The following is a 14,285-nucleotide window of genomic DNA, read 5'->3' on the forward strand; positions in this document are numbered from 1 at the left end:
AATCAGCCGGGGCCTTGGCCGAAGGGTTAGCCAAAGGGTCAGCAATGAGCAAATCTGCGGCCCCTGCCATTCTTTGGTTCCGTGACGATCTCCGGCTGGCGGATCATGCGGCGCTGACCGCTGCGTTTCGCAGCGGCGCGCCCCTTCTCTGCATCTATATTTCAGATCCGTCACGCGACCGGCCGTCGGCTTCCGATTGGTGGCATGCGAAAAGCGTCGATGCCTTTGCGCAATCGTTGCGGGAAGCAGGTGGAAAGCTCCACCTCTTTCAGGGCGATGCCGCGGAAATCCTGCCGGCGATCATTAGCCGTTCCGGCAGCAGGACCGTCTATTGGCACCGGCGTTACGATCCTGACGGCAAGGATTGCGATATCCTCCTGAAAAAGCGGCTCAAGGGCGAAGGCATCGAGGTTTGCAGCTTTGCCGGAAACCTCCTGCACGAGCCATGGACCATTCGCGGCCGAAACGGCCAGCCGTTTCAAATTTGGAGCGCCTATTGGCGTGCCGCGACACACGACTTCGTTCCACTTCCACCCTTGCCGGTACCAGACGGATTGCGGTTTTCATCTCATGAGACCGAGGGCTGGCCGGGCGCGATTCCGCCATCAGCCCTCGTGGCAGAGATGGGAAAATTGGTCTGGACCGCGAAACTCGAAACCCATCACGCCTGGGGTGAGGCGGCCGCGCACCACATGCTCGACGCATTCCTCGAAAATCATCTTTGCCGCTATGCGGAGGAACGGGATTTCCCGAGCCTCGATGCGACGTCGAAACTCTCACCTTTTCTGCGCGTTGGCGCGATCACGCCCAACCAGATCTGGCACGCCGTCACCTCCGCTTCCCTCCCCGGCGAAAGTCCGGCGAAATTCCTTGCGGAACTGGGCTGGCGCGAGTTTTCTTGGTCGCTTTTGTGGGAGCATCCGGATCTCGGCACGCGCAATCTGCACCCGGAATTTGACGCGATGGCGTGGCAACACGATCATGCCGCGCTGCGGGCCTGGCAACGCGGGCAGACCGGTTATCCTCTCGTCGACGCAGGGATGCGGCAACTCTGGGCGACGGGGCTCATGCATAACCGTATTCGCATGGTCACAGCCTCCTTCCTCGTCAAACATCTGCTGATCGACTGGCGTGAAGGCGAAGGCTGGTTTGCGCATACATTGGCCGATTACGATCCGGCCGCCAATGCCACGAACTGGCAATGGGTTGCGGGTACGGGTGTCGATGCCGCTCCATTTTTCAGGATCATGAATCCCGTACTTCAATCACGGAAATTCGACCCTTCCGGAGACTATATCCGAAAGTGGGTGCCTGAGCTTGCGGATCTCTCCAACAAGCAGATCCATGCCCCTTGGGATGTCTCAAGCGCAAACTCTGGCAAGGCCGCCGTGACCTATCCGCAACCCCTTGTCGATCACGCTTTCGCGCGGCAGCGGGCACTTGCCGCCTGGGATGAGATCAGGCGGAGCAAGGCGGCTGGTGCTGAAAGTTGAGTGACCTCAAAATACGGGGTCGTGCTGGACGATCCGTCTCTGAAACCAGTCGTTGAGAATCGCCTTTTCGTATTGAAAAGGTCCAGCGAGGAACTGGCCTGTCTGATCCAGAAGATTATTCATCGAAAAAAGCGTTTCCTGAGCGTCGATGAAGGGTTGGCCATGGACGGTCAGCGTATAGCGCAAGGTTATGCGTGGCGGCGGCGCCAGGAGGCTCGGCGTCCGCGCCCGATTGCCCGTAAAGGCCCAGGATTCCTGAAACCGCGCCAGTTGAATGTTCAAAATTTCGACGGTCAGATCCTGATCAGCAGGAAGATAGAGGTTGCCCAAGGACTGAATGTATTGATTGAGCTCGCTCATGACGAGGCTTGGCGTGCTGCCCTGGCCGGGATTGTGGAAGGCGCTGTCCGAGTAACGGTCCGGATGATAGAAAATGACCCGCGTTGTGGCATTGGCACCGGAAAACCCAGCCACGAGGCCGCATAAAGCCAATGCGAATGTCAGGAGGCATAAGCGGGACGACCCTTTTGGCAGCACGCCTTGAAACGGAGCATGGAAGGCGAATTTTACCGGATACATGAATCAATACTCCGTCGAGACGGCAAGGCGGGATGAAGTGAGAAAGAAGCGGAAGCGCCGGCATCACGAAACCATAGGGTCGCCGAAGAAAATCGGAGGATGGGCGCAAGAACAGACCGATTTCCTTTGTTCGGTCGATATGACCAGCGAGCGTCCTCTCTCATGCGGTTCTGACCGGATCGTCAAGATCAGGCACTCTATCAAGGTAGTCGACACGGGAACTCTTTGAAAAAGCGCATCCAGACCGATCGATCACCCGGATCCGCATCACGCTAGCGCGAAAAAAGCCTGATTCCGGTTGATCGTATCATGGACTAATGCTCTAAGAATTTCATGGTCAGCGTCCTTCTCATCGATAATTACGACAGTTTTACGTGGAACCTCGTGCACGGCATAGGTGCTCTCGGCGCGCGGGTCGATGTTCATCGCAACGACAAGATCACGCCATCGGAGGTTCTTGCGGCGCGGCCGGACGCGATCGTGCTCTCGCCCGGACCCTGCACACCGCGCGAAGCCGGAATTTGCCTCGATCTGATCAAAACCGCCGGGAGCCAGATCCCGATTTTCGGCGTCTGCCTTGGCCATCAGGCAATCGGTGAGGTTTTTGGTGGCAATGTCGTTCGCGCACCGGAACCCGTCCACGGCAAGCTTGCCGTCATCGATCATCAGGGCCAATCGCTGTTTCGCGGTATCAATGGGCCTTTCAAGGCCGCCCGTTATCATTCCCTCATCGTCGATCGGGAAAGCCTGCCGCAGGATCTTTCCATCACCGCCGAGACCCAGGGCCTGATCATGGGGCTTTCCCATAAAAGCCTGCCTATCCATGGCGTGCAATTTCATCCCGAAAGCATCGCTTCCGAACAAGGAGCGAGGATTTTCGCCAATTTTCTCGATCTCGCCACGGAATGGAACGCCGGCAGGCGGGCCGCCTGACGCAGATTGTTTCTCACATGGATCCCTTCAAACCCTTTCTGGCCAAGCTCGCGACCGGCTCCAGCCTGACACGCGCCGAGGCCGAGGCCGCCTTCGAGCAAATTCTGGCCGGTGAAGTCACGCCGGCGCAATTGGGCGGCTTTCTCATGGCCATGCGCGTGCGCGGAGAGAGCGTCGACGAAATCATCGGCGCCGTCACCGCGATGCGGGCGCGGATGGTGCGCGTCGATGCACCGGCTGATGCAATCGATATTGTCGGCACCGGTGGCGATGGCCACGGGACCTATAATGTCTCGACTTTGGCGAGCCTCATCGTCGCCGCCTGCGGCGTGCCCGTCGCGAAACATGGCAATCGCGCCGCTTCCTCCCGCTCGGGGGCCAGTGATGTCCTCACCGCTCTCGGCGTCAGGACGGGGCTTGATCCGGCGGGAGTCGAAGCCTGCATAAAGCAGGCAGGCATCGGCTTCATGACCGCTCAGGCGCATCACACGGCGATGCGCCATGTTGCAGCGGCCCGCGTGGAACTTGGTACGCGCACAATTTTCAATCTGCTCGGCCCGCTGAGTAATCCGGCCGGTGTCACCCGCCAGCTTCTCGGCGTTTTCTCGCAGAGCTGGCTCGAACCGCTCACGCAGGTGCTGCAGGCGCTGGGAAGCCAGAGGCTCTGGATCGTTCACGGGTCGGATGGGCTCGATGAACTCACCACAACAGGCCCCTCCTTCGTCACTGCATTGGAAGATGGCGTGATCCGTTCCTTCACCATAACGCCGGAGATGGCGGGCCTGCCACAGACGACGCTCTCGGAGCTCAAGGGCGGCGATCCCGAAACCAATGCCGCAGCCTTGCGCGCCGTCCTGCAGGGCAAAAAATGTCCCTATCGCGACATTGCCCTCCTGAATGCAGGCGCCGCGCTGATCATCGCTGGCAAGGCAGCGGATTTGAAGGATGCCGTGCTTCAGGGCACAAAGGCGCTGGAGAGCGGAGCGGCCGCTGCCGTGCTCGAAAATCTCGTTGCTGTTTCGAACAGACAGAGCCACGCTGCCTGATCTTGATTCGGAATTGATTCGATTCTGCCGTCTCTCCCACTTGGCCAATTCCAAGTCATGGGAAAACCGTTGCAGAGTTGTCTTTATCACGTTTTAGTAATCGAACCGCTGCATCGGCATAATGACGCAGCGGAAAGGCAGCAAAACCGGCTCGTTTTCATCGAGACGCCGGTTTTGATGTCCGATCGGTAATCGGCTGCATGGATTTCCAGGCTCATGACCCGTTTTTCAGCTCCCGACCGACGACGTATTCTTTGCGTCTTTCCCCGCTACGTTCCGTCGTTCGGGACGTTCGAATATGCCTATGAATTGACGGACGGGGTCAAAGCCTTCATGCCCCCGCAGGGCCTGCTCGTTGTTGCAGCGGTTCTGCCGGAGAACTGGGAAGTCCGTTTCATCGACGAAAATATGAGCGCTGCGACCGCCGAGGATTTTCGCTGGGCGGATGTGGTCTTCGTCAGTGGCATGCATATTCAAAGGCGCCAGATTGAGGATATCGGCCGCAGAGCCCATGTCTTCAACAAGGTCACGGCGCTTGGCGGCCCTTCAGTCTCGGCTTGCCCGCATTATTATCCGGACTTCGATTATCTACATGTCGGGGAACTCGGCGACGCCACGCAGGAACTCGTCGACATTCTGGCGAAAGATGTGACGCGGCCGCCTGAACAGGTGGTTTTGCGCACTGGAGTGCGGCGCGACCTCGCCGATTTCCCGGTGCCCGCATACGAACTCGCGCCGATCGACAAATATTTTCTCGGCAGCATACAATTTTCAAGCGGCTGTCCGTATACATGTGAATTTTGCGATATTCCAGGTCTCTACGGGCGGGTCGCGCGGCTCAAGTCGAAGGATCAGATCGTCATTGAACTCGATCGATTGCTCGAGGAAGGCGTCGTCGGTTCGGTCTATTTCGTCGATGACAATCTCGTCGCCAACCGCAATGCGCTCAAGGATCTCCTACCGCATTTGATCGACTGGCAGAAGCGCAACGGCTATGCGCTCTCTCTGGCCTGCGAGGCGACGCTTAATATCGCCCGTTCACCCGATATTCTCGCCATGATGCGGGAGGCCGGCTTCGACACGATCTTCTGCGGCATCGAGACACCCGAACCGCAGGCTCTGAAGGCCATTTCAAAGCAACATAATATGGCGGTGCCGATCCTGGAGGCGATCAATACGATCAACAGCTACGGCATGGAGGTCGTGTCCGGCATCATTCTGGGGCTCGATACCGATACTTTGGAGACTGGCGGCAATCTTATCCGCTTTGTGCAGGAATCCCATATTCCACTGCTGACGATCAATCTGCTGCAAGCCCTGCCCGGCACGCCTTTGTGGGAACGGCTCGAAAAGGAAGGCCGTCTCTGCGATAATGCCGAACTTGAATCGAATGTCATTTTCAAGCTGCCTTATGAGTCCGTGCTCACCATGTGGCGGGAATGCATGGACAAGGCCTATCAGCCGAAAGCACTCTTCGACCGCTATCGCTATCAACTCGACCACACTTTTCCCAATAAGATAAGGCGGCCCGCGAGCCGACAGCGTCTGTCGCCGCGCAACATCCGCAAGGGGTTGTATTATCTGACGAAAATCATCTGGAAAGTCGGCCTGCGCAGCGATTACAAAGCCGAATTCTGGCGTTTCGTCCTGTTCTCGCTTTCGCGTGGCCGGGTCGAGCCGATCATCCGCTGCGGTATCGTCGCCCATCATCTCATCGCCTTTGCGAGAGATGCCTGTGCCGGCAAGAACAATGCCTCGCATTATTCGGCAAAGGCGCGGGCGTTGGAACTCGAACAGCAGGTGAGTTCGTAACGGGACGCGCCATAAGGACGAGACTTGCCAATGCATACGGCGGATGGGATTGCTCCCATCCGCCGTGCGGCTCTCATACCGATGAGATTTGAGATCGGGTCTGTTATTGCGGCAGACGGCCGGCGGCAGGAGCGTTATCGAGGGCCTGATGCAAAGTTACAATGAGCATGACTCATTGTAACTTGTCCCCGCGACTGCGGCGCAGCGGCGCTCAAGCCGAACCTCACTGATCGCGATAGATTGGGATCAGTGAGGCTGCGCATGAGCCGCCGAGGTCAAAGCCGCGCGGCAGCCGCTGCTCACCTTGTCCCCCTGGCTCTTGAGACATTCCATGATGCGGCCGCCGCCGGGCGACACATTCGGGCAGAGCGCCTTCACGTCAGCCTGGCAGGCGGAGCGCGCTTGCATCATGGCGGCATTCTGCGCAAAAGCAGGGGCAGACGAAAAAGCAAGGGCCGAGGCAAAAGCCAGGGAAGAGAAGGCAAGTATATGTTTGTTCATCATTTTTCTCCACAATGACAAAGGATGGGTGGACAGGGTGTCGAGCGCCGGCTCTCAAGTGACGGCGGCCCGAACAGCACTCTCACGGCACCGATAAAATCTGGCGCGGAGAGTATGCGGCGCGTCAACGAAACCCATTCCCGCAGGATGATCCAAACCGGATTGACGCTGCGCCGCGCGCCACACACGCCATAGACCAGGGTTTCACCGGCGGGCGCTTCAGCAAAGGTGCCGAACAACCGGTCGAACACGATCAGCACGCCACCGTAATTGCGATCGAGACAGGCGGCATTGGATGCGTGATGTATGCGATGGTGCATCGGTGTGTTGAAGATCCACTCCAATGGACCGAGCCTCACCGGCACATCGGCATGGATGAAAAATTGATATAAAATTCCCACGCCGAACATCATCAAGACTGCGGCTGGCGGAAAACCAATCCAGACGAGAGGCAGCAGGAAAAGGAAGGAGCCGGACAGATTGGCGGCCCAGCCTAGACGCACGGCGGCACTCAGATTGAGCTTCGTCGCCGAATGGTGGACGGCATGATTGGCCCACATGAAGGCGATGCGATGACCCGCCCTATGCTGCCAGTAATAAGCAAATTCACTCAGGAAAAAGAGAAAGACCCAACTCGCGGCATTCATTTCGATGGTGAACAGCCGGAGATGGTGGACAAAGAGAAAGGGCAAGGCGACAAGCCCCACCTCCGCGGTGCGGATCAGAATATGCGTCCATGAGATGGCGAGAGAGGCCAAAGTTTCGGACAGATCATAGACCTGCCGTTTCATCGCACGGGAGACGACATATTCGACGCCCATCAAGAAAATCGCGAGGAGCGCGAACCGTATCGACATGCCGGCCTGGACGAGGAAGATTGCCATAAAGCCTCCAGCTCCAGCGAAACACGCGTCAATATCACTCAGGCCACGGAAGCCTGGGTATCATGAGCACAAGCGAGCGTAGGGGAAATGGGCAGGCGATCGCCTGCCCTTTGATTGAAGCCTGCAATGGGTGCATGTCCGTAGTTACCGGACGCATACATAAAAAATATTCGTATTCTCAAATATTTGTTATTCTAAGCTAATTTTCGTTCAATCGAAAATGCTCTGGATTCTTTAGTGGGATGTTTCCGGATCTGTCCGAAAACACCAGGATCAGCGGGAAACTGAATAGCCGTGCTGAACGGTTCCGCCTCTGGGTCCGGTGTAGGTGCCCGAGCCTGAGCATGTGCCGTTGGCGCAACTCGAAGAGCCTTGGCGGTTCCAGCTGCGTCCGGCCGGTCCTGTTCCACCAGCGCTATGCGAGCAAGAGCCACCCGAGCAGGAGCCGGAACCACCCCAGCTTGTTGTGCCGCGTGCGCCGGTGAAGGAGCCATTGCGGCTGAAGGCATTGGCGGGGTGAAGGGTGGCGAATATGACCGCACCGGCCACAAGGCCAGACAGGAGCGTCTTATACATGCGATTCTCCAATAATATATGCCCGGCAGGACTGCGCTGCCGACAGTCAGGAACATCGCAGTCTTTTGTCTCGCCCGTTTCATGCGGATGTCGCGATTTGTGCGCGATTTGTCATCTTTTGTAACAGGCCCGCCGCCCCTCTTGCTCAAAGACCGCTGTTCGGAAACAATGTTTCCATGAACGCCGATGAAAAACGATTGCTGCTTGTCGAGGATGATCCGGAGATCCGGCGTCTGCTTGCCGATTTCTTTCATCGCGAAAATTTTGCTTTTGATGCCGTCAGCAACGGCAACGAAATGGACGAGGCACTGCGCCGCGCGATGCCGGACCTGATCCTGCTCGATCTCATGCTGCCTGGCGAGGACGGGCTGGCGCTCTGCCGGCGCCTTCGTGCGCTCGGGAACACGCCGGTCATCATCATCACCGCCAAAAGCGACTCGGTGGACCGCATCGTTGGTCTCGAACTCGGTGCCGATGATTATGTCTGCAAGCCATTCGATCCGCGCGAACTGCTTGCGCGCATTCGTGCAGTCCTGCGCCGTGTGGGAACGCCCCTCTCACCGCCGTCGCGGCGTTTTGTATTCGGCGAGTATCAGATCGATATCGATGCCCGCAGCCTGACGGGTCCGGAGGGTGCCGTCGCCTTGACCAGCGCGGAATTCGAATTGCTTGCCTGTTTCGTCCAGCGCCCACGCCGGGTTCTGACGCGTGAGCAATTGCTTGATCTGGTTCACGGCCGCTCCCGAGATCCCTTCGACCGGGCGATCGACATGCTGGTTTCACGGTTGCGCAAGAAACTCGATTCAGTCGAATTGATCGCCACGGTCCGCAACGGCGGATATTTGTTTACCGCTGTTGTAACGTCTGCGCCATGAATGCGTCACGAATGCGTCGTGAGTGCGCCATGATGATTGCGTCATGAAAGCATCACATGGGCGCCGCGAGGAGTTGCGATGAGCCGGCCGCCTCTGTTTCTGCGCCGCCTTTCATTGTCTGCCCGGCTGGGCCTGATCGGCTTCATCGGCATCATCAATCTTTGGCTCATCAGCCTGGCCCTGTTTTACGTCCGGGATGGCCAGAATACGACACTTGCTGTTCTGCCCCCGGAGCGCGTGGCCGTCATTGCCACGCTGATCGACAATGCAGTCACCGAGCAGGAACGCAGCGTTTTGCTGAGTGCCGTGAACGGACCAGCGCTTCATTCATCGATCGAGAGCGAAGCCCGGCTTGACGATGGCAGGCCTCTGGAACCTCAGCTTGCTCAAGCCTATCGGGCGGTTTTGGGCGAAAGAATGCTCGCCGTGGCCAGGCCCCCTCGCCCTTCGCCTTTTGAGCCTTTGAAGCGGCTGAGACAGCGTTTGCTGAATGAATTCGATCTCGTCATCGCCTTGCACGACGGACAAAGATTGGTCCTTGCCGCGCGGGTTCCACCCTCCATTTCGCCTTTCGGCCTGCCCATCGGTCTTCTGAGCGGTCTCATCGCCGCGATCATCGCCTTGATCGTGCTTCTCGGCGTCACGCACGAAACGCGGCCGCTGCGCCAGCTCGCCCGTGCGCTCGACCATATCGATCTTGATGGTACGGCGACCCCAGTCGTCGTGCCGTCCGGCGGCGCGCCGGAAATCCGCTCACTCGCGGACGCCTTTACACGGCTTCAGAAACGGATCTCCGGGCTCTTGCGCGCGCGCATGGCTCTGATCGGCGGCATTTCCCATGATCTGCGCACCTGTGCCACGCGCCTGCGTCTGCGCGTAGAAGCCATTCCTGATCCTCATGAAAAATTGGCCGCCATCGGCGATATCAAGGATATGATCCGCCTGCTCGATGATTCCCTGCTCGCCACCCAGGCTGGTGCGGGGCAATTGCAGGAGGAATGGCTTGATCTTGAAGCGATCACCCTGACAGAAGCCGAGGCCCGCCGCAGGGCCGGTGCGCCGGTGCGAATTCTTCATAGGGAAAGCGCGCCAATTCTCGGCGATTCCCTGGCATTGCGCCGCATCGTCGCCAATCTGGTCGATAATGCGCTGAAATATGGCGCCTGCGCGGATCTTTCGCTGAAAGCCTACAATGGCCTTGTTCGCCTCGTCGTCGAGGATCGCGGTCCGGGTATCGCGCCGGAAGCGCGCGAAGCGGTGATGGAGCCCTTCACCCGGCTCGAGCCATCGCGCTCGCGGCAAGGCGGCGGTGCGGGCCTCGGCCTTGCCATCGCCCGCAATCTCGCCCGCGCCCAGGGTGGCGACATCGAAATCGCCGACCGGCCCGGCGGCGGCGCAAGGGTGTCTCTGATCCTTCCAGTCTTCAACCCGTCGGCCGGATTATGAGGGCCATGAAACCGGAACTTTGATTGTGTCCTGGATTATGCAGGGCAGCACTCACATACACGGAATATATACCACGCATCATTCCGGATGTTCATGCCAATGATCGACGACATTCTTCGCCTTGTTGTGCGTCATGCGCATAAAGGCCTCCGCCATCTCTTCCGGCTTCAGGAACGGCTTCATCGTTTCCTTGAAACGATAGAAGGCGACAGCGAGCAAAACACCCGTCAGCGCATGATTGATGAAATTCTGGAGATCGGCGTCCTCAGGCTTGGCGACGAGCTGGCGGGAAATGAATTCGAACGTATCTTCTTCCTCGGCGACGCAACCCCAGATGCGATTGATCAGCTCAACCTCGAGTCCCGCGAGCTGTTTGACGATCTCGTCCCTGTCCATGACCCAGTCCATCATTTCCGCTATTGATGCTCACCTTAAGCGGAATGCGAGAAAGGAGCCAGCGGGGTCCGGTTGAGCACCTGTGATTGGTCCATGCGTCCAGCCAAAGTGCCCGATCCTGAGTCAGTAACGCCGGATCAGACTCACGAGCTTGCCCTGGATACGTACGCGGTCTGGACCGAAAATCCGCGTCTCATAGGCGGCATTGGCAGGCTCCAGCGCAATCGACGCGCCGCGACGGCGCAGACGTTTGAGCGTCGCTTCCTCATCGTCGATCAGAGCCACGACGATATCACCATTTTCCGCTGTGTCCTGCCGCCGGATGATCACCGTATCGGCATCGAGAATGCCGGCATCGATCATCGAATCGCCGCGCACTTCAAGGGCGTAATGTTCCCCGAGAGGCAGCATATCGGGCGGCAGGCCGATCGTATGGCTGCGATGCTGCAAGGCGCTGATTGGTGTACCGGCCGCGATACGGCCCATGACCGGAATGGAGACGATGGCCGCCTCCTGCCCATCCTCATCGAAATGCGGGGTCATCGGCTTGACCCGGCCGAGATCTCCCTCGATGACGCTGGGAGAGAATTTCTTGGGCTTCACGGGCGCGGAAGGAGCCGAAGCTCCCAAGGGTATTGAGCCATCCGGCAGTTTGAGAACCTCAAGCGCCCGTGCGCGATTGGGAAGGCGCCGGATGAAACCGCGTTCTTCAAGTGCCATGACCAGGCGGTGAATGCCCGATTTGGAGCGAAGATCGAGCGCTTCCTTCATTTCGTCGAAAGAGGGCGGGACCCCGGTTGCCTGGAGGCGCTCATGAATGAAGCGCAGCAATTCACTTTGCTTCTTGGTGAGCATTGTTTGCCCCTTTCATCCCTCGAAAGATCGTGTGGTTCGCAGGTGGAGGCGGCAAACCGCCCTAATGACCGGAATCGCCGTGCGGCTTGCTCCAAACAAACAGTGAACAAACTATATATGTTCGCCCTGTGTTCCGCAAGCTGCATTCCAATCTGGGGGCGTTCTTTCTTGAACGTCAGCGCATCGAGGTGAAGAATTCCTTATGGCGGCAGGAGGAAACGAGATCGATTCTTACCGATCGATACGGATGATCCGGCAGGGCTCGCCAACCTGCGCGGGAACCGCATGAGGCGGACGGATCAGCAGGCAATTGGCATGGGACAGGACGCTCAGCAGGGCGGAATCCTGCGCCGCGAATGGTGTGACCAAGGGCAATCCCGCGCCGTCATAGCGGTAGACGGCGCGCAGGAAATCTTCACGCCCGTCATTTTCTGCGACTGCGGAGGCAAGCACCGCAGGTTCGCTGACCTCTTCCTCGAAAACCACCTGTTCTCCGCCAAGGGCGCGGACCAGCGGCTTCAAAAACAACAGGCCGCAAACCATGGCCGCGACCGGATTACCCGGCAGGCCGAGAATCGCCATATCGCCGGATTGATCATGGAGCCGTCCATGGATCAGCGGCCGTCCGGGCCGCATGGCAATGCGCCAGAAATTCAGCTCCATGCCTTCATCGCTGAGCGCCTTGCGCACGAGATCATGATCGCCGACGGAAACGCCGCCCGATGTCACCAGAGCATGGGCCTTTGCCTGCCGCGCGGCCTCAATGGCGCGCGCCAAATCCTCGAGCTTGTCGCCAGCTATGCCGAGATCGATCGGCAGGCCGCCCGCCTCGCGCACCAGCGCGGCAATGGCATAGGGATTGGACGAGACGATCTGGGATGGCCCAAGCGCCTCCCCTGGCCTCACCAGTTCATCGCCAGTCGCGAGAATCGCGATACGCGGGCGCTCGAACACCGGAACCGTCGCATAATTAGCCGCTGCCGCGAGACCGATATCGGCTGGCGTGAGACGGCGCCCGGCGTTGATGAGGATGTCTCCCGCCGCAAAATCCTGGCCTGCCGGGCGGATATAACGTCCGCGCGGCGGGACTTTTTGCGGGATGATCCAGGCGTCCTCCCGCGTCGCCAATTCCTGGATCAGGATCGTGTCGGCACCTTCCGGGACGGGCGCGCCAGTGAAGATACGCACCGTCTCCATGGGGCCGAGGCGTCCATCGAAGCCGTGACCGGCGGCGCTTTCTCCAATCAGCCTGAGCCTGACCACCGCGCCTTCGCCGCCAGCCAAATCTCCAGTCACATCCTCGGCACGGATCGCATAGCCGTCCATCGCCGAGACATCGAAAGGCGGTTGCGTGCGTCCCGCGACCAGTGGCTGCGCGAGGGTGCGGCCACAGGCCTCCTCAATCGGCACATGTTCCTCGCCATGCGGCCGTGCGACCTGGGCCAGAATGCGCCGCTTCGCTTCGGCGACGGAAAGACCGGTTTTGGGCGCATCACCGGCCGTGCCGGCAGCACCCGATGAGGGGAAAGCCACGTTCATTCCGCGTTTCTTTTCCAGGAGCCGGATTTTCCGCCCTGCTTTTCCAGAAGACCAATGCCTTCGATACGCATGAAACGGTCCACCGCCTTCAACATGTCGTAAAGTGTGAGACAGGCGATGGAAACCGCCGTCAAAGCTTCCATTTCAACGCCGGTCTGTCCCTTGACTTTGGCGAGCGCCGTGACGCGAAAACCCGGAAGGGTGGCGTCCGGTTCGATATCCACGCTCACCTTGGTGAGAAGCAGCGGATGGCAGAGCGGGATCAGTTCATGGGTTTTCTTCGCCGCCATAATGCCGGCGATGCGGGCAGCCGCCATAACATCGCCCTTCTTGGCATTGCCGGAGAGAGCGAGCTCCAGCGTCTCCGGAAGCATGACGACATGGCCTTCGGCAATCGCCGTGCGGTCGGTCTCGGCCTTGGCGGAGACATCGACCATGGCCGCCTCGCCCTGGCTCGAAAGATGGGTCAGGCTGGTCATGAGACGACAGAGGCCCGATCGTTTGCCTCCACGCCCGCCGGTTGGGCGAGCAGCCGGCGTGTCGCCGCCGTCACATCGGCCTCGCGCATCAGGCTTTCGCCGACGAGCACACAGAAGATGCCATGCGCTCTGAGCCGCCAGCAATCCTGCGCGGTGAAAATACCGCTCTCACCGACGATCATGCGATCAGCGGGAATTTTCGCCGCCAGCCTCTCACTGGTTTCGAGCGAGACGGTGAAAGTCCTCAAATCGCGGTTATTGATACCGACCAGCCGGGTTTCTAGCCGCAAAGCGCGCTCTAGTTCAGCCTCGTCATGGACTTCGACAAGACAATCCATGCCGGTCTCGTGCGCCGCATCGCGCAAAGAGCGCGCCAGCGCGTCATCGACGCAAGCCATGATGATCAGGATGCAATCGGCGCCCCAGGCGCGCGCCTCGTAAACCTGATAGGGATCGAACAGGAAATCCTTGCGCAGCACCGGCAGGCGGACCACATTCCGCGCGGCGGTGAGATAGGCTGGCAGTCCCTGGAAGGATGGCGTATCGGTTAAAATCGAAAGGCAGGCCGCACCGCCCGCCTCATAGGCCCGCGCCAGCGCAGGCGGATCGAAATCGGCGCGGATCAGTCCTTTCGAGGGACTGGCTTTTTTGATTTCAGCGATGAGCGCCGTCTCGCCGTTTTGTCGCTTCGCCGCCAGGGCATCGATGAATCCGCGCGGTTTTTCAACCTCTTCGCAGCGGCGGCGCAGAATGTCGAGGCTGACATTTTCTTTCGCTTGCGCGATTTCCTGCCTCTTATAAGCTTCGATCCGCTTTAAAATATCCGCCATATCCATCCGGTCCTTTGTTCCCCGCATTTTAAGGGGAAATC

15 protein-coding genes are annotated in these 14,285 nt (G+C 59.0%); 6 read left to right on the forward strand and 9 right to left on the reverse strand.

Annotation, left to right across the window (positions count from 1 at the left end):
• Positions 1-44: 44 nt before the first annotated feature.
• Positions 45-1,493 (forward strand): cryptochrome/photolyase family protein, encoded by a 1,449-nt coding sequence (locus DL88_RS09200; RefSeq protein ID WP_034994998.1) that lies wholly within the window; start codon positions 45-47, stop codon positions 1,491-1,493.
• Between the two features lie 6 nt (positions 1,494-1,499).
• Here DL88_RS09200 and DL88_RS19340 read toward each other — a convergent pair whose 3' ends face one another.
• Positions 1,500-2,072 carry a DUF3016 domain-containing protein gene (locus DL88_RS19340; protein ID WP_051955785.1) on the reverse strand — a complete coding sequence of 191 codons (573 nt, stop codon included), beginning with the start codon at positions 2,070-2,072 and terminating at the stop codon, positions 1,500-1,502.
• A gap of 333 nt (positions 2,073-2,405) precedes the next feature.
• Between DL88_RS19340 and DL88_RS09215 the strand changes: the two genes are divergently transcribed.
• The 3 genes from DL88_RS09215 (at position 2,406) to DL88_RS09225 (ending at position 5,863) form a co-directional block, all read left to right on the forward strand.
• Positions 2,406-3,005: an anthranilate synthase component II gene (locus tag DL88_RS09215; protein ID WP_034995003.1), complete on the forward strand. Its 600-nt coding sequence runs from the start codon at positions 2,406-2,408 to the stop codon at positions 3,003-3,005.
• A gap of 17 nt (positions 3,006-3,022) precedes the next feature.
• Positions 3,023-4,051: an anthranilate phosphoribosyltransferase gene (gene trpD, locus DL88_RS09220; protein WP_034995133.1), complete on the forward strand. Its 1,029-nt coding sequence runs from the start codon at positions 3,023-3,025 to the stop codon at positions 4,049-4,051.
• Positions 4,052-4,267: 216 nt separating this feature from the next.
• On the forward strand, positions 4,268-5,863 hold the full coding sequence (locus DL88_RS09225; protein ID WP_034995005.1) for a B12-binding domain-containing radical SAM protein: 1,596 nt from the start codon (positions 4,268-4,270) through the stop codon (positions 5,861-5,863).
• Positions 5,864-6,109: 246 nt separating this feature from the next.
• On the opposite strand, the gene DL88_RS20805 is transcribed toward DL88_RS09225, so the two are convergent.
• The 3 genes from DL88_RS20805 to DL88_RS19860 form a co-directional block, all read right to left on the reverse strand.
• Entirely contained in the window at positions 6,110-6,367 is a 258-nt protein-coding gene (locus DL88_RS20805) for a cysteine rich repeat-containing protein (protein WP_245270735.1), read from the reverse strand.
• Positions 6,364-7,248: a sterol desaturase family protein gene (locus DL88_RS09235; RefSeq protein WP_084705078.1), complete on the reverse strand. Its 885-nt coding sequence runs from the start codon at positions 7,246-7,248 to the stop codon at positions 6,364-6,366. Before DL88_RS09235 ends, DL88_RS20805 begins: the two co-directional genes overlap by 4 nt.
• Positions 7,249-7,521: 273 nt before the next feature.
• The gene (locus tag DL88_RS19860) at positions 7,522-7,824 is read right to left on the reverse strand and encodes a hypothetical protein (protein ID WP_245270737.1); all 303 of its coding nucleotides are present in this window, start codon (positions 7,822-7,824) and stop codon (positions 7,522-7,524) included.
• Positions 7,825-8,000: 176 nt separating this feature from the next.
• Here DL88_RS19860 and DL88_RS09240 point away from each other — a divergent pair, with 176 nt between their 5' ends.
• A complete protein-coding gene (locus tag DL88_RS09240) occupies positions 8,001-8,699 on the forward strand; it encodes a response regulator (RefSeq protein WP_034995009.1) in 699 nt (232 codons plus the stop codon).
• A 78-nt stretch (positions 8,700-8,777) separates the two neighbouring features.
• The gene (locus tag DL88_RS09245; RefSeq protein ID WP_051955786.1) at positions 8,778-10,145 is read left to right on the forward strand and encodes a sensor histidine kinase; all 1,368 of its coding nucleotides are present in this window, start codon (positions 8,778-8,780) and stop codon (positions 10,143-10,145) included.
• Between the two features lie 78 nt (positions 10,146-10,223).
• Here the strand turns inward: DL88_RS09245 and DL88_RS09250 are convergent, their stop codons facing one another.
• From DL88_RS09250 to trpC, 5 genes are all read right to left on the reverse strand, one after another.
• On the reverse strand, positions 10,224-10,541 hold the full coding sequence (locus tag DL88_RS09250) for a hypothetical protein (RefSeq protein ID WP_245270738.1): 318 nt from the start codon (positions 10,539-10,541) through the stop codon (positions 10,224-10,226).
• Positions 10,542-10,664: 123 nt separating this feature from the next.
• The gene (gene lexA, locus DL88_RS09255; protein ID WP_034995014.1) at positions 10,665-11,396 is read right to left on the reverse strand and encodes a transcriptional repressor LexA; all 732 of its coding nucleotides are present in this window, start codon (positions 11,394-11,396) and stop codon (positions 10,665-10,667) included.
• 231 nt (positions 11,397-11,627) lie between these two features.
• Positions 11,628-12,935 (reverse strand): molybdopterin molybdotransferase MoeA, encoded by a 1,308-nt coding sequence (locus DL88_RS09260; RefSeq protein ID WP_051955787.1) that lies wholly within the window; start codon positions 12,933-12,935, stop codon positions 11,628-11,630.
• Positions 12,932-13,414 carry a cyclic pyranopterin monophosphate synthase MoaC gene (gene moaC / locus DL88_RS09265; protein ID WP_034995018.1) on the reverse strand — a complete coding sequence of 161 codons (483 nt, stop codon included), beginning with the start codon at positions 13,412-13,414 and terminating at the stop codon, positions 12,932-12,934. The genes DL88_RS09260 and moaC overlap by 4 nt, the downstream gene beginning before the upstream one ends.
• The gene (gene trpC / locus DL88_RS09270) at positions 13,411-14,244 is read right to left on the reverse strand and encodes an indole-3-glycerol phosphate synthase TrpC (protein ID WP_034995142.1); all 834 of its coding nucleotides are present in this window, start codon (positions 14,242-14,244) and stop codon (positions 13,411-13,413) included. Before trpC ends, moaC begins: the two co-directional genes overlap by 4 nt.
• Positions 14,245-14,285: the final 41 nt, after the last annotated feature.

It is taken from the genome of Beijerinckia mobilis, from assembly GCF_000745425.1.
GTDB lineage: Bacteria > Pseudomonadota > Alphaproteobacteria > Rhizobiales > Beijerinckiaceae > Beijerinckia > Beijerinckia mobilis.

What these genes read in the sequence shown, in the direction of transcription:
- DL88_RS09200 (WP_034994998.1), top strand. Translation starts at nt 45, where the DNA reads ATGAGCAAATCTGCGGCCCCTGCCATTCTTTGGTTCCGTGACGATCTC.
- DL88_RS19340 (WP_051955785.1), bottom strand. Translation starts at nt 2,072, where the DNA reads ATGTATCCGGTAAAATTCGCCTTCCATGCTCCGTTTCAAGGCGTGCTG.
- DL88_RS09215 (WP_034995003.1), top strand. Translation starts at nt 2,406, where the DNA reads ATGGTCAGCGTCCTTCTCATCGATAATTACGACAGTTTTACGTGGAAC.
- trpD (WP_034995133.1), top strand. Translation starts at nt 3,023, where the DNA reads ATGGATCCCTTCAAACCCTTTCTGGCCAAGCTCGCGACCGGCTCCAGC.
- DL88_RS09225 (WP_034995005.1), top strand. Translation starts at nt 4,268, where the DNA reads ATGACCCGTTTTTCAGCTCCCGACCGACGACGTATTCTTTGCGTCTTT.
- DL88_RS20805 (WP_245270735.1), bottom strand. Translation starts at nt 6,367, where the DNA reads ATGATGAACAAACATATACTTGCCTTCTCTTCCCTGGCTTTTGCCTCG.
- DL88_RS09235 (WP_084705078.1), bottom strand. Translation starts at nt 7,248, where the DNA reads ATGGCAATCTTCCTCGTCCAGGCCGGCATGTCGATACGGTTCGCGCTC.
- DL88_RS19860 (WP_245270737.1), bottom strand. Translation starts at nt 7,824, where the DNA reads ATGTATAAGACGCTCCTGTCTGGCCTTGTGGCCGGTGCGGTCATATTC.
- DL88_RS09240 (WP_034995009.1), top strand. Translation starts at nt 8,001, where the DNA reads ATGAACGCCGATGAAAAACGATTGCTGCTTGTCGAGGATGATCCGGAG.
- DL88_RS09245 (WP_051955786.1), top strand. Translation starts at nt 8,778, where the DNA reads ATGAGCCGGCCGCCTCTGTTTCTGCGCCGCCTTTCATTGTCTGCCCGG.
- DL88_RS09250 (WP_245270738.1), bottom strand. Translation starts at nt 10,541, where the DNA reads ATGGACAGGGACGAGATCGTCAAACAGCTCGCGGGACTCGAGGTTGAG.
- lexA (WP_034995014.1), bottom strand. Translation starts at nt 11,396, where the DNA reads ATGCTCACCAAGAAGCAAAGTGAATTGCTGCGCTTCATTCATGAGCGC.
- DL88_RS09260 (WP_051955787.1), bottom strand. Translation starts at nt 12,935, where the DNA reads ATGAACGTGGCTTTCCCCTCATCGGGTGCTGCCGGCACGGCCGGTGAT.
- moaC (WP_034995018.1), bottom strand. Translation starts at nt 13,414, where the DNA reads ATGACCAGCCTGACCCATCTTTCGAGCCAGGGCGAGGCGGCCATGGTC.
- trpC (WP_034995142.1), bottom strand. Translation starts at nt 14,244, where the DNA reads ATGGCGGATATTTTAAAGCGGATCGAAGCTTATAAGAGGCAGGAAATC.